The sequence below is a fragment of the bacterium genome (assembly GCA_016786595.1).
In the GTDB taxonomy this organism is placed as follows: domain Bacteria; phylum Bdellovibrionota_C; class UBA2361; order SZUA-149; family JAEUWB01; genus JAEUWB01.
Map to the genome: position 1 here is coordinate 19,393 of JAEUWB010000028.1, position 26,258 is coordinate 45,650.

The window sequence follows — 26,258 nt, forward strand, 5'->3', positions numbered from 1 at the left end:
TTTTCCATTATCTTTTCCATATATGCAGTTACATCCTATTCTCTAAGTTTATATCTATATATTCGTCCGTTTGCGATCTACATTTCACGCAGTAGTCCAATCATTTTTCCACGGATCTCAACATTATCGACAATAATCGGACTCATCGTGGGGTTGTGTGGTAATAGCGAAATCTTACCACCTTTGAGGCGACGAAAGGTTTTCAGTGTTGCGCAGCCATCATCAAGTACCGCAACTACAATATCTCCATCGTTGGCATTCTGCTGCTTGCGAATTACCACGATATCTCCATCCATAATATGCGCATCAATCATCGAATCCCCGGCAACTTGTAGGCAGTAAACTTCTCCGCGAGTAGTAATAAACTGGGGTGGAACATCGACTGTCACATTGCGGTCTTCGATTGCCTCAATCGGGGACCCGGCCGCAATCACGCCAGCAAGTGGCACGCTCCAGGGACTCTGCTCAACGGTGATTTCATCGCGCTCAACAAGTAAAATTGAGCCGTCTTCGCCGCGGCGAATAAATCCCTTGTCCTCAAGGCGTGTTAGGTGAAAATGCGCAGTTGACGGGGATTTAACCCCGATTGCTTGGGAAATATCTTTTAGTGTTGGACCAAATCCGTGTTCTGCAATAAAACCTCGGAGGTATTCCAAAGTGCGACGTTGCACAGGAGCAAGCGAATGGCTGCGATAGGCGGTTTCTAGTTGCGAATTACTGTGGTGCGAATTTGATTTATTATTTGTTGTCATAAGCATTATTAACTCTTTATACGATATATATAGCATATGGAAAATTTATCGAAAGAAAAATCTTCATTAATTATAAAAATCAAGGAATCTCAGCATGTTACATCAATTATATTGAACGATCCGGATAAGCTAAATGCCATGGGAGAGGCTATGGCCGAACAATTTAGTGAGGCCATCCAGCAAGTCAGACAAGATCAAACCTGTCGGGTCCTAGTAATTAAGGGCTCTGGAAAGGCGTTCTCTGCTGGTGGCGATCTAGACATGTTGCAACATAAGACCACTCTCACTCCACAAGAAAACCAAGTTGGGATGTTAAAATTTTATCGTAGTTTTCTTGCGCTATTACAAGTTGAAATTCCTGTAGTTGCGGCAATTAATGGACACGCGGTTGGTGCTGGACTCTGCGTTGCAGTTGCTTGCGATATGCGCATTGCTTCAACCGCAGCAAAACTTGGATTTAATTTTGTGCGCCTTGGACTTCATCCTGGCATGGGCATCACGCACACACTGCCAAATCTAATCGGCCCTGCGCATGCTGCTGAGTTACTCTACACGGGTCGGATTATTTCCGCAGCAGAAGCGCAACGCATTGGCTTAGTTAATCATATTGTGGATGCAGAAAAATTCGATGAAGCAGCTTTGGGAATCGCTAACGAAATTGCAACGGCTGGCCCGCATGCCGTGCGCGACCTTAAGCATTCACTCAAGCAAATGGCTTCGCGCACATTGAATGAGTGTTTGGCGCGAGAAGCTGAAGCTCAATCAAAAAGTTACGCGGGACAAGAATTCAAAACAGGCTTGGCGGCGATTCGCGAAAAGCGCGACCCACAGTTCTAAACTTTAGCGGGTAGTGGCACTGCACTAACAACAGCAAGCAAGCTATTGACGCTCTCTCAAGAAATAAATTGTCGACACGGCAGTTACAATCAACAAGGCTTCGGTGATCCAAAACTCATGCCACAAATTGTGCTCAAGTGCGATTTGTGCAAGCCGCACAGTCAAAATCGCAACAAGTATACACGCTAAAAATGCTAATTTCTTCGTACCCATAGAACTACCTATTTGTAGTCAAAAAATATTTTTTTGTCCCCTGACTTGACTTTCCCCTGGAAACAGAGCTACTACTTTAACGTGTTTAAACGCAAACTTAGTTAAACTAAAGTTTGGTTAAAGCTGTTTTTCTGCTGGTATTTTAGGTGGATAAGACAGTGGCAGCGAATAAAATGCAGTTGTTGGGCATAAAGCGCTGTACAAACTGTTTAGATTAGATTAAGTTAGTTGAAACAGTGTGGATATTTAGGAACCTTCAGTTTTGAATGACAAAAATTAGCCACAAGCAACTTGTTAGTAGTGATTACAATCAATCAAGTTTAATCAACTTGGTTAGAAACTAATCGCGAGAGTGGCTGTCGTTTGAAGTTGAGGGTTTTTTATTTCCTGTGATCTTTGAAAGTAGATTATTGAGGAGGGCTAGTTTCGAATATGTCTACCGCAACACGTGTTCGTCCAGGAAGTTTCGAAGAAAGTGAAGATTCATCAGTCTCCTATCGTATTAAGCCAGAAAGAAATCTATTAGCAGCAGTTTTAGCTCGAGCAATTTGCGATGCCTTTGGTTCAGCGCAATGCGACAGACACGTAGTACGGTCTGCGCGGCAATGGCTCTTTGGCAAACTGACTCCTACCCGTGCGTTTAGTTTTGCTTGGGTGGCACAGCATTTAGATCTCGATCCGGCCCAACTACAGGTGACCCTAAAGGGCTATGAAGGTAACCCAGAAATGGTTGAAGAACGCTTGAGTTTACTTAGGTAATAGTTGCAAGCTTCTGACTACCAGTCGCAGACAACCGGCGTTAAGTCCTACTTAACGCCGGTTGTTTTTTATGCGCTCTGCTATTTCTTTCTCTTCAGTTATATCGCCATCATTCAGGGATTGTTGCCACTTTACTTTCAAACCCGCGACATTTCCAACTCATCCTACTCAATCATCAGCCTGCTGGGGATTGTAACTTGGGTTTTTGGAGGACCTGTAACGCAAAACCTGGCGCATCGATACTTCTCAGTAAGAAGTTTGATGCTTGCTGCCGGGATTTGTTATGTGATTTCAATTGCTGGACTATCGATTTCTTCCGCACCCTCATTATTGGGTTTGTTTTTTGCAATTTCGATGTTTAGCTTTGCAGCCGCCGTATCGCTGATTGACACAGAAACTCTCCATAGCGACAAAACTGTTCCTTATGAAAAAATCCGACTTTGGGGTTCGCTTGGATTTATCGTTACAGCGTTTGGAACAGGCATGAGTGCTGGGCAGCTTGGCGCGACGATTGCCACGCAGCTTGGCATGCTCATCCCGGCTGTGTGTTTTTTAATTCTCGTCTATCAAAATCGAGCTCTATTCCCCGATCTTGCACGCTATAAGTTTATGCCGACTCAACGTCAGCATTGGGCTTGGAGAGCGCTGCCGCAGCAATACTTTTTAATTTTGGCAATCGTCTTTTTGAATTGGGTCTCACATCAAACACTTTACATCTACCTATCGATTCATCTCAGCGACTTAGGCTGGTCCGCACGAGGCATCACTCAAGCTTGGATGCTGGGAGTATGTTCTGAATTGGTGATGTTTCTACTGCTACCAAAGATTTTTCAGCATGTTTCTTTTCGCGCATGTATTATTTTATCGATGTTAATTACCTGTATCCGTTGGACCGCATTTTCGCTCTCTACCGATACGAACATAATTTTATTACTTCAGGTTTTACATGCTTTTACTTTCAGCATGTTTTATATCAGCTCAGTAAAATTAAGTTATCGAATTTTGCCGCCAGAATTTCGCGACCGCGGACAAGGCTACTTAACGGCGGCAGGTTCTGGGGCAGGCTCAGTTGTGGCGCGCCTCTTGTTAGCAGTTTGGACAATTTATCATCCAGACAACTTACACGTGCAATTCTTGTTTTTTATTTCGGCGGTAGTAGCAGTAATCGGCTCATGCATGGCGTTAGCATTGCGGGAACACTTACCGAATTGATCGATCCCGGGTCCGGCATTGAATTACGGGGTTGGCAGTAGGTACAGGGTCACGGCCATTAAGATAAGGAAAGCAGGTAAGTCCTCGTCATTTCGAGCGAAACGAAGTGCAGTCGAGAAATCTCCAAATTTCTCCAGTAAATGCAGTTGGGGATCTTTCGACTTGCTCTTGCTGGACACACTCACGATGACTAAAAAATCCTTATCTTAATAGCCGTGGGTACAGGGTTACTTTCAGCGACTGCGGCAATCAACAAATCATTGATATTTCAAACACTTATCTGTTCCCACTAAATGAATTAGCAGCAACTTTAAGGAATCAGCGCTGCCCTAAGCGGCATCCTAAGATCGGTTCTAAAATATCTAAGGTCTATCTAGAATGCGAAAAACATGTCTTTTTGTTGCATGCTTCGTCTTTGCGTTTCAAGCACACGCAGACACGCCCGCATCATCTGGTCACGTTGGATCTTCCAGTAGCAACTCCTCAAGCTCATCTTCTGCCTCAACCAGCTCAACCTCAGGTCAACCTGATCCATGTGATGAGTTTCACAACAACAACTGCTGCGAGGAATTATCAACCGAAGTAGGCGCAGGCAAAGAAGAACCCGTGGTCTCTTTATTTTGCGAAGAAAATCGCGAATTATTTAATGAATGTTGCGGATCTAGTTCCAGTAGTTCGGCTTCCAGCAGTTCTGCAAGCTCATCAACAAGTTCTAGCACTTCAAGCACAAGCTCAACTGGATCAGGCTCAAGTTCCTCAACGTCAAGCAGCTCTTCTTCAGGTAGCACCTCTTCTACCTCTTCAAGCACATCAACAAGCTCAGGAAGCACAAGCTCCGGGTCAACTAGTTCTGGTTCAACCAGTTCGGGCTCGACTAGCTCCGGAAGCACTAGTTCAAGTGGCAGTACTTCATCAAGTGGGTCTACATCTTCTGGCGGGACAAGCACCTCGACATCCTCGGGCGGATCTATCGAAGCGTTAAGACCTTGTGATGGTCACGATTTTCGCTTGTTAAAGACTACCCTAGATCTACCAATTAGTTCCGAAATCATTAGTGGTTCAATTCAGGGCAAAGTTAAGGTCTCGGCCTGCTATTGTATTGATCAAGGCGCTAGTGGCTGCTCAAATTGTCCTCCAAACGATGTGCGCCCGCTCTGCCAGCAAGGTTATCAAACCGCCCGTTCGAATCTCGAATCTATCGTTAGCACCCATTTCGTTGCACCAGAAACTAGCCACGACCTTGCTACTGCTTACGATGGTACCTGGGTTTCACCACTCGTTAGAGTTTATACCCTAGCGTGGGATACAACTACAGTTCCAAATGGGAATTACACAGTCTACGGCGAAGCAAGGTTTGCAAATGGCCCACTTTTACGTAGTCGAAACTCAATCAAGGTAGCTGTTGCAAATATCTCAAACGACACGAGCTGGATACCAAATGCACCTTGCAAAAAAGTTACTCTCAAAGTTACGGGCATTAACGGCGAAAAATTCCCTGATGGCGAGCAACAAATTTGTTACGACGAAAATACGCGCTTCTTCTACCCCGAGGTGTGTAAACCTAAAGACGACGCAGAACCATGTCGCGCATTTAAGGAATCACCAACTGACTCCATGCTCGACCGCGTCACCAGATTCGATTCAATTAACCCAGCCTCAGGAATTTGTATTACTCTTGGCGGTTCACCCCGTGAAGTTGAATTTAATTGGCCCGGCGCAGCTGGCGCTGTGCTTGTCCAGGGCGAACAATGCGTTTTTCTCGAGGAAAATATCAACGCCGAGCATACATACTTTGGAAGTTCTGGATTTTATTTAATCCATCGCGAAAGACTTTCTACTAAACGCGGGCTTCCGTCTGCAGGCGCAGGCATTCCACTGCCTGAAACTGGAAGTTTTTGCGAAGCCGGTGACCCTCGCTGCGAAATCCCTGAAGTTTGTAAAAACGGCACAAATCCTCAGCGCTGCTTTTTTAGGCAACCCGACCCAAACTGCTTAAATCAGCACGAACGGGTCGGCACTTGTCAGAAAATTAGCGATTGGAGCGAAGTTCGCTACGAGCCAGGTGAATTTGTGCATACCTACAATGAGCGCTCTTATCCATCTGGAGCCCCCTTTCCTAGCACCTGTTGGGCAGAAGTCAGCGTGACCTGCACGGGAACGCCAGACCCAATTCGATCCTGGCATGGGCCAGCTCCGACTCAAGAATGCCAAACTGCAATTATTAATCGTGACCGCAGTCAGTGCAATCAATGTAAAACTGCCTGCCTCAGCGAATGCAGAAACAGTGAGTATGGATCCTGCACACACGAATACCTCGGATTTGGTGAAATGTGTGGAACATGTGAGTATCAATGTGAATGGAGCTATGCAGCGTGTTTAAATTAATTAAAAAATTTAAAGGTTTTACGCAGCTAGTATTAATTACAACACTGCTCTCACCTGCTGCTTTAGCCCAAGATTTGCTGCTACCTGGGTCGACCGAGAAAATACGCGACCAAGGCTGGACAGGGACGTGCTATGCTCACGCAGCAAGCGAGTTATTAGATGCCTGGTATGCAGAGCGACTCAGACCAAGCTTAACGGCCCCCTACGTGGTTGCCTTCTATTACAATCGCCTCATCGAGTTAGAAACTATCAGCGCGAAAGAAATCTATTCTCCAATGGATAATGCATCTGCCCGTTTCTTGGATGGCGGGGTTGTGGATTATGCCATAAAGGCAACTTTAAAACCGCTGCCGGGAGCCGCAACAGCAGTTGGTATGTGTCGCGAAGAAAAATTTCCGATCAGCGAGTCAACATTCTCAAACCTCTTTATTTACACGGCACTAGTTCAACCGATCATTAACGATCTCGTGACGATTCGTAAGAACGGCGACAGAAAACTAACTTCTGCTGCTGCGCGATTAAAAATCGAAGAGATTTTCAACCGCCTACGCGATACTGTGGTCAACGGCGACATGTCGCAGTGCCGCGCGTGGTGCAAAACTAAAATGCTTAGCCTCGGAATGAGCGGTGATGACTGCTGGCAGCTTTGCCATGACTTAAAAACTTATTTTACTTCTACCAATAGTGGCCCTGACGGATTTGACATGGCAAAAGTTGACCGCTGGGTAAAACTTGTGATCGACCATCCAAGCAGCATGCGTGAAACATATAACTATCATGGCGCGATTAAGAAATATGTAAAAAATAACGCATGGAATTCAGAACCTGTGTTTTCCCGCCGTCGAATCTTATCTACCGCACACGAAGCAGTAATCCGCGAGGAGTGTAAACCTTTTCTTGCCCCGGACCCGGGGAGTCCTCAATACTTTCCGCAGCTTTTCTATACTGGCTCTGCCACATACCCTTCAGATCGAGCTTGGGGCAAGAAGCTAGAGAGCTTTCTTGATTGGTCATTGAAGTATCGCCAGCCAGTCGCCATTGGAATTGTAACCGAAGGATTAATTGAACCTGCGGGTGCGCCGAATTTAGGACTACATGGATTTCATGCTGTCGTTGTCATTGGTCGCACAAAAATCAATGGTGAAAAATATTATATTGTCAAAAATTCCTGGGGACCAGGGTGGCTGCCAGAAACAAAAGGTATTCTCGCTAAGCGTGTTATGAAAAATGGCAAACCCGTTGGAGGACTTTTTGCGCTACCTGCCTCGACTTTAGATGACATTGTAAAAATTAGAGAAGAAGAGACTCCTACGCGCGGTTCCAAATCATATAACTCTGCTCGGATTGATTCGGCAGATTCACTAAGTAAAATTTATTTTAAATCTGACGAGTATGGCGGACGTGGAGATGGTGGGCCAAATACTCCGACACGCACAGGCGCTAATCCTACAAATGACGTCGGTTCTGAACTAGGCAAAGAATACTAGTCTATCTCCGGCTAACTACTGTCATCTCGCCTTCGACTCAAGCTCAAGCCGACATGCCTCCTGTCACACTGAAAAGTCCAGCACTTATTTCTTGGCGCGGGGGACGGGCGTTGCTGCAATGCAGCAACTGACTCGCAGCTTCCTCTCTGCTCGCCCTGCTCGCACGGGGTTCGAGTCCCGGGCTTACATTACTCACCAAAATTTGGAGCGGGGGACGGGACTCGAACCCGCGGCGTCAAGCTTGGGAAGCTTGCATTCTACCACTGAATTACCCCCGCGCTACCAGGCGGTTTATTGTTATTCCCCTAGATAGTCAACCTCCCAGAAAGAACTGTTATAAATGAATTGGGCCAAGTAGAACTTGGAATAAATTTAACTGCCCTCTGACCCTCTTGAAGAGCAATAACTTAATGTTTTGATAATTTGTCATTTTATTAGATACATCTAACAATCTCATTAGATACAACTCACAAATCGCAATATAAGCTATAACTATATATAAATATTAAGTTTATTTAGAATCGACGTGGTTTACTTTTCCCGTAAAAATGTGACTACAGAGACAATTTATTAATATCCCTCTATCCCATAGTTGTAGTCTGCTGGATTGGAGGCTTTGTTGCTTTGGTCATTAAGAGAAAGTAACTCTATACATCTATGCCACATTTCATTTTAGAGTGTTCACAATCATTTGCAAAATTAAAATGCTCGATAACTGTTGAAATCAGAGAACTTGATAAAAAGAGCTATGTAAAGAGTTTCGGTGGGAAGGCTCACGCAATAAAGTAAGACTGAACACCTAAGTTAGTAAAGTAACTATGACTGACGATAACGAAGATAATCCATGGGATACTGTCGACAAAATATTTGAATTTTCACTTCGTTACGAGCAAGAAGGAAAACCTACACCAGAAGTAGTCGAAGTTGCTAAATCGATTAGCTCTGATGAAGACGAATATTGGGGAATAATTTGTGCCCTACGTCATCGATCCACAGATGACGATTTTAATTATGTAAAAAGCCTCATTCAATCATCTATCGATAAAGAGCGTGAGATAGGAGCAGATATTTTAGGTATTTTTGGTTCGCCCAAACCAATCCGCCATGACGAATGTGTAGATTTATTAGTGCCATTACTAGACGATCTATCATCTGACGTCGTAGACGCTGCTTTAATGTCTCTGGGCCATCTCAGCGACATTAAAGCAATGGACAAAGTTCTTACATTTATAAATGATCCAGATCCCGGAAGAAGGCAATCTGTATCACATGCTATCGGCTCTCTCGAGGATCAACGAGCTATTAACAGCTTAATAATTTTAACTCGAGATGAAAACCGTGATGTTAGAAATTGGGCAACTTTTCATTTAGGATTCTATTCGTCTGAACACGAAGCTTTCAAAAATAAAAATACTCCTGAAGTACAACAAGCACTTTTGGACCGTACTACTGAAGAAGATGAAGAAATACGTGGAGAAGCAATCCTAGGCTTAGCTTCGAGAAAGCATCCGTTGGCTCGAGAGTTAATTTTGAAGGAATTACAAACTGATGAAATTATGACGTACGCTTTTGAGGCTGCTGAAGAGCTCGGTGACACAACTCTCATACCCGCATTAGAAGCATACCGGGCAAGACATACCCCTGAGCAATTGAGCGGTTACTACGTTGATTGCTTGGGCAACGCGATCAAGGCGCTGAAGGAACAAGAAGAAATTCAGAAAAAGTAACTCAACACACTAACAAAGCAAAAATTAAATTACTCATAGACGAACTAGATCTAATTGCTCCTAAAGAAGCCGCGAAAGTCCAAATTCGCATATTTGGTAGCGAAGGTGAAATCTCAGACATGCGTAGGAATACGAACGGTTACTTGAGTGGCACACTAGAAATCCTGGAAAGCGCTACAAGTTACGAACCTGGTAATACTTTAAAAGTTAACGAAGATTTACCTCGACTGCTCTAAACATGTCATTATCAAGCGTCAACTTATTACGCGCAGGATCCACTGCAACCATATCTGGCACAGAAACAGATGAAGCAAGAAGACTAAAAGTAATTACGGACAAAACATTTAGTTTCATACAGTATCTCCTTCAAATTGGCTCGGTTACAGCCCAGTTTGAATGAATGTGGAGAATTATAGAATTATAAGGTGCTAATTCACCGGGTTATTTATTAGCAAATTAAGTGCCTAATGGAGATGTATCATCCTTCTAGACCCAATATATTGAGAGTGCTATTTCTGAAGCCATGTCACGAATCAATTCAACCCTCAACACCTCATCCAAAGATTTTAAAGATAACTTAAAATCTTACGGCGCCCTGTCCGAAGAATTACAAAGTAAACTACAAACCGCACGCTCCCCGGAAACGACAAAAGACCTCGAACGACTCGCTTCACGCAATAAAAAAACAACCTTCGAAAGAGTCTCACTCCTAGTTGACCCAGGCACAGACATTTTGGAATTAAATCCTTTTGCTGGCGCCGATATGTATGAAGGCCTTCCTCCAGGTTCGGGCATCTACACTTGCATCGGCACAGTTGGCGGTCAAACTTCAATGATCGTCGCCAATAATCCATCCGTCAAAGGCGGCACCTACTTCCCCACTACGATCAAAAAACATCTACGCGCTCAAGAAATCGCCTTAGAAAATCATCTGCCCTGCTTTTACCTCGTCGATAGCGGCGGAGCATTTCTCCCACTACAAGCTGAAGTCTTTCCTGACCGCTATCACTTCGGAAGAATTTTTTACCATCAGGCTCAAATGAGCTCACGTGGCATTCCACAAATCTCAGTCGTGCTTGGATCTTGCACTGCAGGTGGTGCTTATGTGCCAGCCATGAGCGAGCAAACCGTAATGGTCAAAGGTAACGGCACTATTTTCCTTGGCGGCCCCCCACTCGTTAAAGCTGCAACTGGCGAAGAAATCTCTGCAGAAGCACTCGGTGGAGCAGAAGTGCACACTAAAATCAGTGGTGTTTCCGATTACATGGCTGAAACCGAAGAAGAAGCGCTGACAATCGCTAGGCGCGCCGCACGAAGCTTTGGCCACAAAACCACGCAGTATTTGGCCCCCGACAGAAGCCCGACTGCCCCTGCTTACGACCCACAGGAACTTTATGGAATTGTTGGAGCTGACATTAAAAGAAGTTTTTCTGCACTCGAGGTACTCGCACGACTACTCGATGAGTCACGCTTTGATGAATTTAAACCCGATTACGCGACAACCATTAAGTGCGGCTTCGGTCACATCGAGGGATTCCTAGTCGGGGTTGTGATCAACGACGGAATCTTATTTAGCGAGTCAGCACTAAAAGCTACGCACTTCATTGAGTTATGTAACGAACGCGGCGTGCCCTTGATTTTTATGCACAACATCGCCGGCTTTATGGTTGGTAAAGATGCCGAACATGGCGGCATTGCCAAGCACGGAGCAAAGATGGTTACTGCAGTAGCCACTTCTTGGGTTCCAAAGCTTAGCTTAATCATCGGCGGTTCTTTCGGTGCCGGCAATTATGCCATGTGCGGTAGAGCCTATGAACCCCGCTTTCTATTTAGTTGGCCAAACTCCAGAATCTCCGTGATGGGCGGACAACAGGCTGCAAACGTGCTGGCAACGGTGCGGTCAGACAAAGAAACTCCGGAGAGCGAGTTTAAAGCACAGATTGTTAAGAAATACGAAACCGAAGGTAGCCCTTATTACGCCTCGGCACGGTTATGGGATGATGGAATTATCGATCCCTTAATGACAAGGCATACACTGGCGCTGGCGCTTGGAGCTTGTAGAGTTGAGCCAGAAAATAAAGGCAGGTTTGGGGTGTTTCGAATGTAACTTATTTACTTAGGCTCCGGCTTGAACCTGAACTTATCCTTTTTAAACTTAACCTTACCCTTCTTGTCCACACAGGTTAGTAGTAAGCAAGAAGGGAAAGGGGCAGGATAAGGTTAAGTATAAGTTCAAGCCTAAGGAAATTTAGAGATAGTAATGTCTGCAAAAACCATTCAAAAAATCCTCGTTGCAAATCGTGGCGAAATCGCCCGAAGAATTTTTCATAGCTGCAGAAAGCTAGGGAAACAAACTGTTGCGATTTATACGCGTGGCGAAGAGCAAGCACTACATGTGCTCGAAGCCGACGAGAGTTTTTTAATTCCAAGTGACTCCTATCTTGATGAGGCTACGATTATAGAAATCGCCAAACAAGCCAAGGTCGACGCGATTCACCCGGGCTATGGATTTCTTGCCGAAAAGGCCTCATTTGCTGAAAAGATTGAAAAGGTAGGAATTATTTATCTTGGCCCAACGCCTGAAAGTATTGAAACGCTAGGCAGTAAGGACCGCGCACGCGCACTGGCTAGCAAATTAAAAATTTCTCTCCCTTCTGGGCTTGAAGGATCGGTGAGAGATCTAGAAAAAGGCGCTGCGAAACTAGCACTACCTTTGATGATTAAAGCCGCAGCTGGTGGCGGTGGTCGCGGCATGCGCATCGTGCAGGATCTAAAAACTTTGCCTCAACTTTTGGAATCAGCAGCACGCGAAGCTGAGTCGAGTTTTGGCGATGGAACACTGCTGCTTGAACGCTATATTCCAAGCGCCAGACATATCGAAGTACAGCTTGTCGGAGACGGCAAGGGAAACGTGATTCATCTTTATGAGCGAGAATGTTCGCTGCAGCGACGTTACCAAAAAGTGATCGAAGAAGCGCCGGCGGCGAATTTGCCTGAAAAAATGCGTGAACAAATTTTTCAAGCTGCTTGCAAGCTTGGATCAGAAGTTAAGCTTAGAAGCTTGGCTACTGTAGAATTTTTGGTAGCGACCCAAGACAACGGGCAAGCTGAATGGTTCTTCTTGGAGTGCAACACTCGTATTCAGGTTGAGCACCCAGTTACAGAATCAATTACTGGACTAGATTTAGTAGAAATCCAGATTTATATCGCAGAGACAGGTAACTTACCGATCAAACAAGACCAAGTCACAAGCACTGGGCATGCAATCGAAGCGCGGCTTTGTGCGGAGATCCCAGAATTAAACTTTCAGCCTGGCACGGGAGTCGTCAACGATCTCTATTTTCCAGAAGATGACTATCTCAGGATTGATCATGCCTTAGCTGTCGGGCTTAGTGTCACAACGCGCTTTGACTCACTCTTAGCTAAAGTTATCACTTACGCGGAAACTCGCCCCGCAGCATTAGAAAAACTAAGCGCAGCATTACGCGCGACTGTAATTTCTGGAATTGGCACAAACACACTGTTTCTCTTAGCGCTAGTGGAAACATTAGGCACTGGGAAAAAACAAATCCACACGACTTTCATCGAAAAGGAATTTTCTTACGAGTCAAATTCAGTTGAAATCGGCTTAGCCGCATTTGTAGCTGCACCTTACATCGTGCAGTCATTGCATAATGAATCAAAAAATTCTGCAATTTTCCCAAAGATCTTTCCAGAGCGAACATTTGTAGTGGCAAGCAAAACGCTTGTTAGCCCGACGCGCTATCAAGTCAAACTCCAGGACATTAAGTCCAACAGTGCGCTGGTGAGCATTAATGGCAGGAATTATCCGCTGACGATAAAAGACATCGAATACTCTTCAAGCAGAGACCTGGGGGCTACGACTCTGCTACAATTATCTGCTCCGAGTTTAGATTTTGGGACACTTGACGTTTTAGCTTCGACAACAAACTTTGAATATTGGTCGCTTGACCTAGAAGGCTCAATTGCAGTTTTGGGCAATACTCTACAAATCTCTCAAGCTTTTACTGACAAGTCCAAGCAAAACTTAAATCACGAAATTCACTCCCCGCTGCCTGGAAAAATTGTTGCTGTGCGCGCACAAGCTGGCGATAAAGTCGCCAGTGGCACCCCACTGATTGTGCTTGAATCAATGAAAATTGAGCATCTACTGCTTGCCCCCCGCGATATTACAGTTGGCGAGATCTTTGTTTCGCCCGGGGATCAGGTTGAGGCGAATAAACTTTTAGTGAGATTTTAGATTTTTAGATCATGCACTGCTCTAGGGACAAACAGGCAGGAAAAATTCCCTTCTAGGAAGCAGCGCCCAATCGCGGACTGAGTCGATTACGGTTTCGTAATCGACTCCGAAACTTTAACCACAAAGTATGCGATCAGGCCGTAAAGAATGGTTGAGATCGCAATCACAAACTCGCCCATCAGAAAGGTCACTGAAGTTTTGCCAGAAAAATTAATCTGCAAAACATCGTGAAAAAAAGCATACACTGGGTAGTCGATATATTGATAAACAAATTGAAGCCCTGGATAATGCCCACCGACTTCCTTAAAAACATCCGTCAGCTGGCCAAGCACCACGCAAGCATTAGCCACAATGAAATGTGTAAGGCCGACTGCATCAGCAACAACCGTAGCGACGTGTCTGGGTTTATTTTTCACTTAAAATTACTCTCGATTTGTTTATTCTAACCCAGCTTTGGCTCTGTGTGAAGCGGAATATTGTGAAGTAGCATATTATATTGCTTAAGCCTTATACTTGATCCTTGAACTTAGGCTTGAACATGTGCTTATCCTTAGCTCTCCAAGTAATAAATTTAAGAATCAGGCTGAGCGATACAAGGACAACTGTGACCACAGAAAGCAACCAAATTGAAACCCGCGTGCAAGAAATCGGCAAAGCTATTTTCTCTTACGCCCAATCGCAAACCCCCTCAGTCTTTAATGCTGAGTTTTATACCGGCAAGCTCATCGGCTGGGCGATGGAAGATGAGGAATTTAAAATCAACCTCTTTCGCTTCGTTGACGTGCTACCCACTCTTCGAGATTCAAGCGCAATCATCCGCCACGCTCAAGAATATTTTAAGCCAGTCGCCCACCGTATCCCCGGTCTTTTACGCTGGGGACTTGATATCAATCCTGATTCACTAGCGGCAAAGCTTAGTGCGCAACTTGTCAAATCACAAATCAAAGGCATGGCTGAACGCTTTATCCTCGGCGAAACGCCAGAAGAATCCCTGAGTGCGTTGCGAAAAATTAGGAAAGCCGGCATGGCTTTTACCGTTGATTTACTTGGCGAAGCAACGCTAAGCGAAGAAGAATCAGAAGAATATTTTAACCGCTACCTAACTTTACTTGAAACACTCGCTGAGCATGTCCCAAGCTGGCCCGAGGCAAAGTCGTTAATCCCCGGACACTTCGGTGAAGAAACGGCGATTAACGTTTCAGTTAAACTCTCCGCACTCTATTCGCAATCTGGGCCTTTAAATTACGAAGAAAGTCTAAACTATCTCTCCGACAGACTCGGGCGCATTATGCGTAAAGCTAGTGAAATTGGCGCTTACGTGTTTGTCGACATGGAAGATACAAAATTCACTGACCTAACAATTGACGTCGTCAAGAAAACTCTCTCAACAGGCGAGCTGAGCACTTATGCTCGCGCAGGTTTTGTGCTCCAAGCATACTTAAAACGCACTGAAGCTGACGTGCGTGGAATTATTGACTGGGCAAAAAAACGGGGCACTACAATTGGCGTGCGCTTGGTTAAGGGCGCTTACTGGGATACAGAAAAAATGCTCGCCGAGCAAAACGGCTGGGAGCCTCCTGTCTTCGAAGAAAAATCTGCAACCGATGCAAACTATGAAAAGCTCACTGGACTTTTACTTTCCAACACCGAAGTAATCTTTCCTGCGTTTGCTTCACATAACATTCGTTCGCTTTCCGTTGCTGCAGCAACGGCAGAAGTCTTAGGAGTGCCAAAAACTAAGTTTGAATTACAGTCACTCTACGGCATGGCCGAGCCGATCAAAGAAGCTTTTCTTAAGCAAGGTTATTTGATCCGCGAATATGCACCCATCGGCAAACTGATCCCAGGCATGGGATACTTAGTGCGACGCTTACTAGAGAATACCTCCAACGAAGGATTTTTACGTCTCGGGTTTCATGAACATGAAAAAGCTGAGGTGCTACTAAAAAAGCCCGACCCGAAAAAAACTGATTACCTGCAGCCAAAATTTGCAGAATTTGAAAATGTCCCGGCAATTGACTTTTCTCTATCCACAGAGCGGATAAAACTTCAAAACGCAATCACTGCACTCCAGACTACGATCGCTAAAAAACCCATACAAATTCACCCGATCCTTGGAGGAAAAGATTTAAAATCAGACAAAGTTATTAATTCAACCGCTCCAGATCATATCAAGCAAGTTGTCGCTCATGCCCATCTTGCTAATCGTAACCAGGCCGAAGAAGCAATTAAACGTCTCCAATCTTTTTTCCCGAGCTGGCGCAAAACTCCAGTTGAAGAGCGCGCTCAAATCCTCGAACGTACTGCTGAGATTATCAGCAATAAACGCGCAGAATTCATGGCGATTACCATTCTCGAAGCTGGAAAACCTTGGGTCGAAGCGGATAAGGACATTGCTGAAGCAATCGACTTTTTACGTTTCTACGCTAAGGAGGCGCGCAAACTTTTCACACCTGAACGCCTTGGACATTACCCAGCAGAACTCAACCACTACCTCCAAGAACCTCGCGGAGTGACTGTGGTGATTGGACCTTGGAACTTCCCTGTCGCGATTCCCTGCGGGATGTTTGCCGCGGCGCTTGTTACTGGAAATACTGCGCTACTTAAGCCCTCACAACATACCCCCTGGTGCGCAGAAGCAATCTTTAGGGCCTTCCTCGAAGCGGGTCTTCCGCCTGAAGCTGCGGCATTTATGCCTTGCTCTGGGGCTGAAGTTGGGTCGCTGATGGTTACACATCAAGATGTTACGACAATGGTATTTACGGGTTCGCGTGAAGTTGGACTAGAAATTATCGAAAAGGCAAGTCATGTTTCTCGTGGACAAAATCACATCAAGCGCGTGATTGCTGAACTTGGCGGCAAAAATGCGATGATTGTCGATGAGGATGCAGATCTTGACGAGGCTATTAAAGGCGTAATCTATTCTGCCTTTGGCTATGTTGGTCAAAAGTGTAGCGCTTGCTCACGCGTCTATGTCGTGGGCTCAGCTTATGATGAATTTATTGATCGCATTTCCCAAGCCCTGACTAGTTTAGTTGTTGGCCCGGCAAGCGATCCCGGAACATTCATCGGCCCGGTGATTAGCAGTGAAGCACAAGCGCGCATTAACGCTATAATTGAGAGTGCAAAGAAAGATTGTAAATTAGTCGCCCAGCTCAAACTCCCACAAACGCTTACGAGCACGGGCTCATACGTCGCTCCAGCAATTTTCACGGACATTCCCGCTGGGCATCAATTGCTTACCGAAGAAATTTTTGGACCAGTGCTTGCTGTCGCTAAAGCTAAAAGCTTTACTGTGGCAATTGATCTAGCAAATAACTCCGACTACGCCTTAACTGGGGCAGTCTTTAGCCGTAGCCCACAAAATCTCCAGTATGCACGCGAAGAATTCCGCGTAGGAAATCTCTACATCAATCGCCATTCGACAGGAGCACTGGTTTATCGCCAACCTTTTGGTGGCTTCAAAATGTCAGGAGTAGGCTCAAAAGCTGGTGGCCCGGATTATCTCGCTCAGTTTACCGTGCCCCGGGCAATTTCTGAAAACACCATGCGCCGTGGCTTTGCACCGGTTGAGTAGGTTACTTTTTTCGCGCAAAAGAAAGCTAAGTTGAGCGTTGGCTTGAACGTATCCTTGAACTTCCCCTACTCAGAACCGCACTCAGCAATTTTGCTTTTTAGAGCGCTTCACCTTTTGATGTAGCAATCAAAAGCCTCACATATGGCACAGAAAGGGTAAGCTTAAGTAGAAGTTCGAGCCGAAGTTCAATTAGCTACTACAACCCCCCAAAATCTCTACACTTTCTCAGCAAATTACCCTCCAACATAACTCTCAAGCAAATCCGAATAAATTCCGACAATTAAAGGGAGGTAAGAGTTTCTCGTAGGAAGAAAATTTAATGGCGTTTGAGGATGACGAAAAAATTATTCGTGTCGGTGATTCCTTTCAGGATTCATTTAACCGTATTCGTCTGCTCATCGAAGCTGGCGAAGATCCACAAGCAATCTATCAAGCTGTTGCTTCCTCGGCGGCAAGTTTGCCGGGAGTAACAAGTGTCAGTATTTTCCTTCCCGAAGAAGCCAAGGACGATTTCCTCAGGACTTCAGTCGTTGCGCAAAGTGGCAAATTCGAAATCCCTCCTCCAAGTTCGGCACTCTTTAAAAATCCTGAAGATACGCTTGCGGTTAACGCGCAACATCCAATTCAATATTTTGACATTGTCAATACAGGTTCTCCTGTCGGGTCACTTGCAGTAGCATTAGAAAAAAATGTTAGCACAGAGACCTTAAGTAACTTATCAATTCTTGCCCACCTCTGCAGTAGCTCTTTTCAAGCCCAGCGCTTGAATTCAACACTACATCACTACATGGATCGTTTAGACGTGTTGAATCAGTTCATGCAATTACTAATTTCACATCCTGGCCTACACCGCACAGTTAAACTAATCGCGCGCGAAGTTGCCTTTCGCGTTGGAGCAGATTCGGCAATTTGTCTACTGAACTCAGGCGATAATGAAAATTTTGAACCCGTAGGCATTTACGGTCAAAAACCAGAAATGCTTCCACGGTCATTCTCTATGAGTCACCCACTCTTAGGCTATGCCCTAAAGACTGGGCGAATTCTTTCTGTTCCTGACATTAGCACGCAGACTCACTACGGCTTGTCTTTTCTCGGCGATATTGGCGTTGTCTCAGCCTGCTGCGCGCGCGTAGAATTCCGTGGCACTTTACTTGCTGCACTTATTGTAGGCTTTAAGCAACCGCGACGTTTAAGTGAGAGAGACTCGACACTTTTTGACGAATTTAGCCGCGGCGCGGCAATTGCAATTGCTAACGCTCAAGCACAAGAACGCCTCACAACTTACGCCGAAAAACTTGAATCATTAGTACAAGAACGCACCGCAGATTTGGCCGTGCAGATGGGACGGGTTGAAGAAGAGAGTCGTGCCAAGAGTCATTTTGTCGCAAACGTCAGCCACGAATTTAGAACTCCGCTTACAGCAATTATTGGCTATTCGACAGTTCTAGCCGATGGTGTCTTTGGTCCAGTTACAGACAAGCAGCGCGATGCTTTGCTTTCAATTGGGCGCTCCAGTCAACATCTGAAGGAACTAATTGATGATATTTTAAACATTGCACGAATTGAATCGGGCAAAGAAGATCCTAAGCCGGCGCGCATTGAATTGCAGAAAATTCTTGAACAAAGCCACAAACTGATGGTGCAATCAGCGCAAGGTAAAGGGATCACGCTTGAGCCGCTTGTTCTCGACCAGGGCCTGAGCAAAGAAGCACTCTGGATTGACCCGCGTCACATTCGACAGATCTTAATTAACTTCCTATCTAATGCAATTAAATATACCCCAAGCGGCGGTATCGTTCGCGTTGAAGCTCAAATTATGAGCGATAAAATTCGTATCGGTGTGCGCGATACGGGCGTTGGAATCCCACGGAATCAGGTCGAAAAAATCTTTTCACGTTTTGAACGTGGTACTGATAGCTATAGTGAAAAGCAAACTGGAACCGGACTTGGACTAGCGTTGACAAAACGCCTCGTTGAAATAAACGGTGGAACAATCGGCTTTGAAAGTGAAGTCAATCGCGGTTCATTCTTCTGGGCGCTTGTGCCCCGCGCAGCAGATCAAGAAGATGCGGTAAATCAACCCGCCGTACAAGCGGTAGTTGAAAGTGGTATCCAAGAAAAACTAGCAGGCTTAAGTATTCTCGTTGTCGATGACAATGAACTAACCTGCGAAGTGCTCAAAACTATTATTCATAACGCTGGTGGCACGGCACACACTGCATTCTCTGTCGGAGAAGCACGGCGTTTAGTTGATGATACTCCGGTCGATATCGCTCTGGTCGATCTAGCAATGCCCGGAGAAAGCGGCCTTAACCTAATTGATTACATTCGCACGCACACAGCTCCACAAACCAATACTTTACCAGTAATTGTAGTCAGTGCCTGCGCTTTTCCAACCGACCAAGAAAAAGCAGTCGAGCATGGAGCTTCACTCTTTATTCCAAAACCATTTCAGCCGCATGATATCGTTACTGCGATTCGCGATCAGGTAACTTCCAACGTACTTACCAACTCAGGAAAATTTAAAATTAGTTTATGAGCGACAGACAAACCCCAACAGCACAAATTCTACTCTCACTTGGACAAGCGTTCGAACGCACTAGCAGCTATCCCGTTGGCTCTGAGATGCTTAAAAAATTGGAACAGGCGGTTGTGAACCGTCGCGCAACACTAGCAGATTTTACCGACGCTATTCTACTTGAACCGCTTTTCACGATCCGCATGCTAAAAGAAGCAGTCCTTGCTGGTCAGAGTTGGCCAGAAGATTCAATCGAACTGTTGAGTTTTGTGACAAGAAAGCTTGGGCCTCAGGGCGTGCTCACACTTTGCCAAAATGCAACTGAAACAAAGCGCTTTACTACAATCCTTAGCCGCGCGGCACTAATGATTGATTTACGTAAACTTACTCGCTTGCAGGCCCTCATCGCCGAAGAAACCTTGAAGCGCAGTGGCAATTTTCCAACTCCACAAATTACGCACGAAGTGATTTACCTAGTCAGTATCATGATGAATGCGCCTGCACTTTTAGTGCACTTCTATTACCCTCAGGTAATCGATGCAGCGGCCCGCAGATCGCGCCTACATAGCCATGCGCTCACCCAGGCAATCAGCGAAGCCTTAGGTATCAGCATTGAAGAGTTACTGCAGACAACTTTGAACTCAATTAATTTGCCCAAAACGTGCATAGAAATTTGCCTCGATGCCTTTGAAGGAGCTGTCACGCGCACAGCTGAAACACCCTACCAAACAATCATCCCGGCCTTACATACGGCCCAACTTGTAGCTTCAATGTTCATGATTGATGAATCTTCTGATAGCTTAGAAAGTTCAGCCCGCGTTGGAGCAATATTGGGCTGGGCCAGTGAGGAAACGCTGACTGAGATCATGCGTAAAATCCCTGAAGTTGAACGCATTTTACAATTACGGGAACTTCCAGCATTACCTTCTCAGCCCTCTCGTTTCCAGCCGAAAGAAGAAAAACAAGTTCCCAATACTCCGCCTGCGGAACTTGAACCGTATCTTAACGAGTTGCAGCAAGCCGTGCGCAATATGGAATCAACAAGCTCGATTATTAGTACGGTCATGGAAGCCCTGGCCGAAGGTCTTAATTTCGATCGCGTAATCTTAATGCTTAGCGACGAATCTGGCTCCGAACTGCGCGGACATATGAGTTTGGGCAGGAAAATGAACTTGAATCCTAAAACCCTGAAACGCTCAATGAAGGTCTGCCTACTGTCTAGTGATTCACAGCAAGATCAGCAAAAGCAGAGCTTACCATTCATCGACGAACCACTCTTTAGCGATGCAGCATGTTTCGTTACAATTCCCGTTGGTGGGTCACCGCTTGAACCAAGTGGCGTAATTTATGCTGACATTGTTCAAGCTGCAGAACTGAATCCGACACAAGTAATTGATCAACGTAAAAAAGATTCGATTCGAATGCTTTCCGAATTAGTAACACAAGCGGTAACAAGAAAAGATCAGGAGCGTAAAAGACTGATATGAAACTGATATGCTGCGATGATGACCCAATTATCAGGGAGTTGCTTTCGAGCACTCTGAGCGACCTCGCTCATGACGTTAAAACTGTGGCCACTGGTCGCGATGCTTTAGCTGCCCTCGATGGCTCGGTTAAAAGCAACCCCGAGGAACAAGTTTGCGTGATCCTCGATCTAAATATGCCCGAGATGAGTGGCTGGGATGTGCTCGAAATGATTCGTCAAGGCAAGAACACTAAACATGTCCCGGTGATTATTCTCTCTTGCCAAGATGGGCTTGAAGATCTGCTGAATGGCTATAAACTTGGCGCTGATTTTTATATTACTAAGCCTTTCACTAAAGAGTCTCTAGCTCAAGGATTAGAACTCGTAGCGAAGTTTAACCGAAAAGCAGAAAGTGATAAGTCTTAGAGCAATTCACGATTCTATCTAGCGCATGGTGGAACGCATTACCCCTTCCCCTCCAGTACAAGCTAGAGTTTAAACAACATATATTTTGGGCACTCAGTCTAAATAACTTGACTTTGGGCAGCTCTTTATGGCCCTCTGGTTGTTCTTAAGAAAGGCTAGAGGGAATTTTGTTTAGTTTTTTAGATCTACCACTTGTTGTTGAAGCCAAATCGGGGCTGATGAACTCAATGTCCTCTGGTTCAGGGCATACGTTTCTTGTTTCAATTTTTGTCCTTTTATTACTTGGTGGAATTGGGTTTCCAATCCCCGAAGACCTCCCCCTACTACTTGCGGGAGTTGCACTTTCACAACATGTTACTGATCTATGGACAACATTTCTAGTTTGCTACGTTGGCGTGATGGTTGGCGACCAAGCTATGTATTTCATGGGCTATCGTTTTGGCACAAAGCTCCTTTCAGCAAGCGCACGTTCTGATTTCTTCCCGGCACTGACCGAGGATAAGCTCAACGAAATTCGCGAGGGCCTACGACGCAAACGTCTGTTATATATTTTTATTGGGCGTCATCTCTTCCCAATTCGCAGCGTAACTTTTCTCTCGGCCGGTGCCCTACGAGTGCCTTTTTTTGAGTTTCTGCTAGCCGACGGCCTTGCCGCCTTAGTAAGTGTTTCGATCATGCTGGGAATTGGCTACTTTTTGGGAGGTTTTGTTCCTGCTGAAACTGTCGAGCATTTTGCCCATGAGGCGCACATTTGGGTAGGTTGGATCACTGCAATTCTCGTTGTCGGTGGGGTGGGATATAAAGTTTATCACCACTATAAGGTCCTCAACAAAAAATAGACTGCATTGCTCTATTCCCTTAGGCTTGAACTTACCCTTACCCTTGAACCTACCCTCACCCTCATTGTCCCGTCCTGAAATTTGTCTGCAGATAATTGAAAAATGCAAAAAGGCAAGGATCAGGTAAAGTATAAGTTCAAGCCTAAGCAACTGAGCAGTCAGTTATCGACAATTGAGTCACAGCTGGATAAATTTAAGATCTAACTCTAATGCATCGAGCGGGCAGGACAGCCGATAATTAGCTCCTGAAGTGCCTTACCAAAAGCTAAACGCAACGATGTTGCGGCAGTTTCAACAATTCCCTGGGCGGAACGGATCACCGCTTCATACTCTAGTGAATTTGTAACTCCAACATGATAAATCATCGCTTGTCGAGCTTCAAACTGCTCAACCAGCTGTTCTACAGTAGGCAACCAAATAAAACTTTGACGCAGTTCTTTAGGAGTAAGCCCCTGTGGATCGACTAAAATCGAAACGCGCTCAATTTCATTACGTAGTGAGATTTCATCACCAATTTCTGGGTTCCAAACTAACCCTACTCGGTCAAGCTCGACAGATATGCGGATGAACTCGTTGTTCCTAGTTTCCAAAGCCCCTCTCAGATTACATATTGAACTTCAGCACTTTGCACTTTCAGTATCGTCAAGATTTTAACAAAGCAAAAGAGTTTATTTCTAGAATGAGTACTCGAAATTGCCCTTTAACCCAGCAGCCCACCTACGCTAAAGCTCCGGCACCACAAGAATATTTGAAGAAAATATCTAAAGAAATGCTCCAGGGAAGCTCTGTATTAAAATGAAATACTCCTGATTCCCGCTTTTTTGACCTTTCACTGGCGAAGCAAAGGCCGGAGAACATGTCTTACCAAGCGCATGAACATAATCGCTGACTAAACGTGTTGCCAATAACTGATGCGCTGGATCTTTCACAACTCCACCCTTCTCGATATATTCGGGCCCAAGCTCAAATTGCGGTTTTACTAACGCAAGAATTTTAGCCTCTACCCTTTCTAAAGCATTAAAAATGAAGCTTAGGGTTTGTCTTAAACTTATAAAACTTAAATCAACGACAACAAGAGTCGGGGGTCCTGAGCTAAACAATTGATCAGTAAGGTCCTTAACGTGAAACTCTTCGCGAGCACAAACACGTATATCGTTACGAATCCGATCGACAAGCTGATGCTTCCCAACATCAAGCGCATACACAAAGCTTGCTCCATGTTGCAGTAAGCAGTCAGTAAATCCCCCCGTAGAAGAACCGATATCGAGGCAGATTTTTCCATGAACATTTATTTGGAAATGCTGCAGCGCAGCTTCGAGTTTATCACCCCCACGGCTAACATATTTAAGTGGCTGATTACGCAGTCGTATTTGCGCATGGCAGTCAACAAAGGTCCCAGCTTTATCAACCGGAACTTCGTTAACGAGGACCTCTCCAGCCATGATTAAGGCTTGAGCTTTTTTCTCACAACTAGCAAGTCCAGCCTCAACCACAAGCTTGTCGATTCTTTGTTTAGGCGAAGCCATCAGGGCTAATGCAGTACATGCTTACGTTTAAGTTTACGATTGATTTTCAGCTTGATTTAAATTCACTGCTGCTGTTTGTGCCTTAGGCATTTGCTTCATTGCATACCAATTTCTAAGCAGCTTCATGGCTTCTTCAAGCTGAGGATCTTCCTTAAAAAGCTTATCCAGGTTTGCTTCCATTGCTAGTCGCGACCCAATTGGCAATACCGTACTGCCTGTCATCTCGCGTTCAATATTTTCACCCTTGCCTTGTTGCTGTGGGTTTTTAATTGCTCCGGGCAATTCACCTTCACTGCGAGGGAAAAATTTAACTTCGTCTTCTTCGAGTAATTCTTCTTGGTCGGAAAGGAAGCGGCGCGCAGGGACGACCACATCGGGAGTAATTCCTCGTGCCTGAATCGAACGACCGTTACGTGTATAATAAAGCGCAGTAGTTAGCCTTAGCGCCGAACCGTTATCCATGGGCAATACCGTTTGCACCGAACCCTTACCAAAAGATTGAGTGCCGACAACAAGTGCAAGCTTAGCATCCTGCAAAGCCCCGGCTAAGATTTCAGCTGCCGAAGCAGAGCCACCGTTGATTAATACAACAATTGGTAGCTGTGGTTCATTCTTGTCGTCCTGAGCATAAAATTTTTGCTTCTGTGATTCGAGGCGACCATCAGTATAGACGACCAGGCCTTCTTTCAGGAAAATGTCTGCAGTTTCGACAGCCTGCGAGAGCAATCCACCCGGGTCATTACGCAAATCAATTACTAGCCCCTTGAGTTGTCGATCCGCCCCCTTACCATTTAATTTCTCGATCGCTTCTCGCAACTCCTTGCCTGATTCTTCTTGGAATTGGGCAAGTCGAACATAACCAAAGCCTTGCTCAAGCATGCGTGAACGTACGCTCTGAACGCGAATCACATCACGTAAAATTGTAATCGGAATTAACTCAGGCTTGTTTTCGCGGTGAACAGTTAAAGTAATAGGTGAGCCCTTTGGCCCGCGCATTTTTTTCACAGCGTCGATCAAAGTCATGTTTTTTGTAAATTCATCGCCAACTTTAATAATCTGATCACCAGCTTGAACGCCGGCAGTTTCGGCAGGAGAACCTTCGATTGGAGCAATTACTGTTAAGATCCCATCTTTAACGTTAATCTCAATTCCTAGTCCGCCAAATTCACCTTTAGTCTCAACTTGCAATTCATTGAAACTTTCTTGATCCATGTAACTGCTATGCGGATCGAGACTTTGCAGCATGCCCTTAACAGCCCCCTCTGCAAGGTCTTTCATGTTAACCTCGTTAACATAATTCTTGCGGACTAGTGCGACAACGTCAGCAAAAAGCTTAAGCTCCTCATATGCGCTCCCGAGCACGCTTTCCTTGGCAGCGACCTGATGCACGAAGGCAGGAACTAAAATGATCGAGCACATTGCACTGATTAAAAGTACTAAAAAAGATTTTCGTGACATGGTTACCTGCTTTTCTCGTCGCATGAAGGCTGCTTAATATGCTCAACTAACTACTTGAGATTTTTTTCCCGGATTCGACTACGACTTGGACATTTGCACTTTTATCGCATGCGCCAACTGTTCTACTCACAGATGCTCCGGGTTTAATTGTTGCGCTATAAGTTTGGCGGAATGAACGCTTGCCAGATTTATCGAAACCTTCAACTGCGTAGCGCACAGAAAAAGCATTATCCTTGTCTGCATTCGATAGTGTCGCCACGCAACGTCCCTTCTGTACGGAAATCCCTCCGGTAATTGCGCCTGGCTCTTCTCCCGGAGCATCAGGTGTTAGAGCATTAAACACTCCACCTTTGGAGGAAATCGTTCCCATCCCCGCAACTACTCCTGGTTGAACTTTCAGCTCATCTTTCTTTTCATCTTTTTTATCGGCAGTTTCAGCAGTAGCCTCGCCTTCCGTTGTCGCTGCAGCAGCTTCTTGCTCTTTGGCCTGCGCAGCAAGTTGCTCGGGTCGCGGCGGTTGCTGAGGGGCCGGCGATTTTCCAGGTTTTGCCTGGGCTAATACACTTCCACAAAAAAATATGCTTGCTGATAGTGCCAAAATTCTTAGAGCGCTCATATTCTCCATCAAAATCTAAAATCAAAAATTTACAAACGAAGCATTGCTTTATAGACCGACATTTTCGCCCTAAAAAGCCGATAACGCAAGATCTTGCTATTTAAAGTGATCAAATCCCAGCGAACCGCTTCCGCCAAGGGTTTTTACCCAGTCAGTAGCAGCCAGAATCAAGCCGTTTTGCCCTCTTACGTATAAGCCAA

The 26,258-nt window shown here is 45.3% G+C and carries 21 protein-coding genes and 1 tRNA gene; 13 read left to right on the top strand and 9 right to left on the bottom strand.

Going from position 1 to position 26,258, the window contains the following annotated elements; translation table 11 throughout:
• Positions 1 to 77 precede the first annotated feature (77 nt).
• Positions 78 to 752, bottom strand: a complete 675-nt coding sequence (gene lexA, locus JNK13_04625; protein MBL7662021.1) for a transcriptional repressor LexA — start codon at positions 750 to 752, stop codon at positions 78 to 80.
• A 36-nt stretch (positions 753 to 788) separates the two neighbouring features.
• On the opposite strand from lexA, the gene JNK13_04630 reads away from it, so the two are divergent.
• Positions 789 to 1,589, top strand: coding sequence for an enoyl-CoA hydratase/isomerase family protein (locus tag JNK13_04630; GenBank protein ID MBL7662022.1), 801 nt, complete (start codon positions 789 to 791; stop codon positions 1,587 to 1,589).
• Positions 1,590 to 1,631: 42 nt separating this feature from the next.
• Here the strand turns inward: JNK13_04630 and JNK13_04635 are convergent, their stop codons facing one another.
• On the bottom strand, positions 1,632 to 1,802 hold the full coding sequence (locus JNK13_04635) for a hypothetical protein (protein MBL7662023.1): 171 nt from the start codon (positions 1,800 to 1,802) through the stop codon (positions 1,632 to 1,634).
• A gap of 432 nt (positions 1,803 to 2,234) precedes the next feature.
• On the opposite strand from JNK13_04635, the gene JNK13_04640 reads away from it, so the two are divergent.
• Both JNK13_04640 and JNK13_04645 read left to right on the top strand, forming a co-directional pair.
• Positions 2,235 to 2,561 carry a hypothetical protein gene (locus JNK13_04640; protein ID MBL7662024.1) on the top strand — a complete coding sequence of 109 codons (327 nt, stop codon included), beginning with the start codon at positions 2,235 to 2,237 and terminating at the stop codon, positions 2,559 to 2,561.
• A 3-nt stretch (positions 2,562 to 2,564) separates the two neighbouring features.
• Entirely contained in the window at positions 2,565 to 3,773 is a 1,209-nt protein-coding gene (locus JNK13_04645; GenBank protein MBL7662025.1) for an MFS transporter, read from the top strand.
• 545 nt (positions 3,774 to 4,318) lie between these two features.
• Here JNK13_04645 and JNK13_04650 read toward each other — a convergent pair.
• Positions 4,319 to 4,720, bottom strand: coding sequence for a hypothetical protein (locus JNK13_04650; GenBank protein ID MBL7662026.1), 402 nt, complete (start codon positions 4,718 to 4,720; stop codon positions 4,319 to 4,321).
• Positions 4,721 to 4,781: 61 nt separating this feature from the next.
• Between JNK13_04650 and JNK13_04655 the strand changes: the two genes are divergently transcribed.
• Positions 4,782 to 6,158 carry a hypothetical protein gene (locus JNK13_04655; protein ID MBL7662027.1) on the top strand — a complete coding sequence of 459 codons (1,377 nt, stop codon included), beginning with the start codon at positions 4,782 to 4,784 and terminating at the stop codon, positions 6,156 to 6,158.
• The gene (locus JNK13_04660; GenBank protein ID MBL7662028.1) at positions 6,146 to 7,645 is read left to right on the top strand and encodes a hypothetical protein; all 1,500 of its coding nucleotides are present in this window, start codon (positions 6,146 to 6,148) and stop codon (positions 7,643 to 7,645) included. The genes JNK13_04655 and JNK13_04660 overlap by 13 nt, the downstream gene beginning before the upstream one ends.
• A 203-nt stretch (positions 7,646 to 7,848) precedes the next feature.
• On the opposite strand, the gene JNK13_04665 is transcribed toward JNK13_04660, so the two are convergent.
• Positions 7,849 to 7,923: transfer RNA gene (locus tag JNK13_04665), tRNA-Gly, on the bottom strand.
• A 540-nt stretch (positions 7,924 to 8,463) separates the two neighbouring features.
• Between JNK13_04665 and JNK13_04670 the strand changes: the two genes are divergently transcribed.
• From JNK13_04670 to JNK13_04680, 3 genes are all read left to right on the top strand, one after another.
• The gene (locus tag JNK13_04670; GenBank protein ID MBL7662029.1) at positions 8,464 to 9,372 is read left to right on the top strand and encodes a HEAT repeat domain-containing protein; all 909 of its coding nucleotides are present in this window, start codon (positions 8,464 to 8,466) and stop codon (positions 9,370 to 9,372) included.
• Positions 9,373 to 9,895: 523 nt separating this feature from the next.
• On the top strand, positions 9,896 to 11,479 hold the full coding sequence (locus tag JNK13_04675; protein ID MBL7662030.1) for a methylcrotonoyl-CoA carboxylase: 1,584 nt from the start codon (positions 9,896 to 9,898) through the stop codon (positions 11,477 to 11,479).
• A 153-nt stretch (positions 11,480 to 11,632) separates the two neighbouring features.
• Positions 11,633 to 13,633, top strand: coding sequence for a hypothetical protein (locus JNK13_04680; protein ID MBL7662031.1), 2,001 nt, complete (start codon positions 11,633 to 11,635; stop codon positions 13,631 to 13,633).
• Between the two features lie 86 nt (positions 13,634 to 13,719).
• Here the strand turns inward: JNK13_04680 and JNK13_04685 are convergent, their stop codons facing one another.
• Complete coding sequence (locus tag JNK13_04685) at positions 13,720 to 14,049, bottom strand: hypothetical protein (GenBank protein ID MBL7662032.1); 330 nt, start codon at positions 14,047 to 14,049, stop codon at positions 13,720 to 13,722.
• Between the two features lie 188 nt (positions 14,050 to 14,237).
• Here JNK13_04685 and JNK13_04690 point away from each other — a divergent pair, with 188 nt between their 5' ends.
• From JNK13_04690 to JNK13_04710, 5 genes are all read left to right on the top strand, one after another.
• A complete protein-coding gene (locus JNK13_04690) occupies positions 14,238 to 17,210 on the top strand; it encodes a proline dehydrogenase family protein (protein MBL7662033.1) in 2,973 nt (990 codons plus the stop codon).
• Positions 17,211 to 17,529: 319 nt separating this feature from the next.
• The gene (locus tag JNK13_04695; protein MBL7662034.1) at positions 17,530 to 19,749 is read left to right on the top strand and encodes a response regulator; all 2,220 of its coding nucleotides are present in this window, start codon (positions 17,530 to 17,532) and stop codon (positions 19,747 to 19,749) included.
• Entirely contained in the window at positions 19,746 to 21,215 is a 1,470-nt protein-coding gene (locus tag JNK13_04700; GenBank protein ID MBL7662035.1) for a hypothetical protein, read from the top strand. Before JNK13_04695 ends, JNK13_04700 begins: the two co-directional genes overlap by 4 nt.
• Positions 21,212 to 21,619, top strand: coding sequence for a response regulator (locus JNK13_04705; GenBank protein MBL7662036.1), 408 nt, complete (start codon positions 21,212 to 21,214; stop codon positions 21,617 to 21,619). Before JNK13_04700 ends, JNK13_04705 begins: the two co-directional genes overlap by 4 nt.
• A 167-nt stretch (positions 21,620 to 21,786) precedes the next feature.
• Entirely contained in the window at positions 21,787 to 22,458 is a 672-nt protein-coding gene (locus tag JNK13_04710) for a DedA family protein (GenBank protein ID MBL7662037.1), read from the top strand.
• Positions 22,459 to 22,664: 206 nt separating this feature from the next.
• Here the strand turns inward: JNK13_04710 and JNK13_04715 are convergent, their stop codons facing one another.
• The 4 genes from JNK13_04715 to JNK13_04730 form a co-directional block, all read right to left on the bottom strand.
• Positions 22,665 to 23,048 (bottom strand): hypothetical protein, encoded by a 384-nt coding sequence (locus JNK13_04715; protein ID MBL7662038.1) that lies wholly within the window; start codon positions 23,046 to 23,048, stop codon positions 22,665 to 22,667.
• Between the two features lie 171 nt (positions 23,049 to 23,219).
• Complete coding sequence (locus JNK13_04720; GenBank protein ID MBL7662039.1) at positions 23,220 to 23,984, bottom strand: TlyA family RNA methyltransferase; 765 nt, start codon at positions 23,982 to 23,984, stop codon at positions 23,220 to 23,222.
• 33 nt (positions 23,985 to 24,017) lie between these two features.
• Entirely contained in the window at positions 24,018 to 25,442 is a 1,425-nt protein-coding gene (locus JNK13_04725; GenBank protein ID MBL7662040.1) for a S41 family peptidase, read from the bottom strand.
• A gap of 46 nt (positions 25,443 to 25,488) precedes the next feature.
• Positions 25,489 to 26,058 (bottom strand): hypothetical protein, encoded by a 570-nt coding sequence (locus tag JNK13_04730; GenBank protein ID MBL7662041.1) that lies wholly within the window; start codon positions 26,056 to 26,058, stop codon positions 25,489 to 25,491.
• Positions 26,059 to 26,258: the final 200 nt, after the last annotated feature.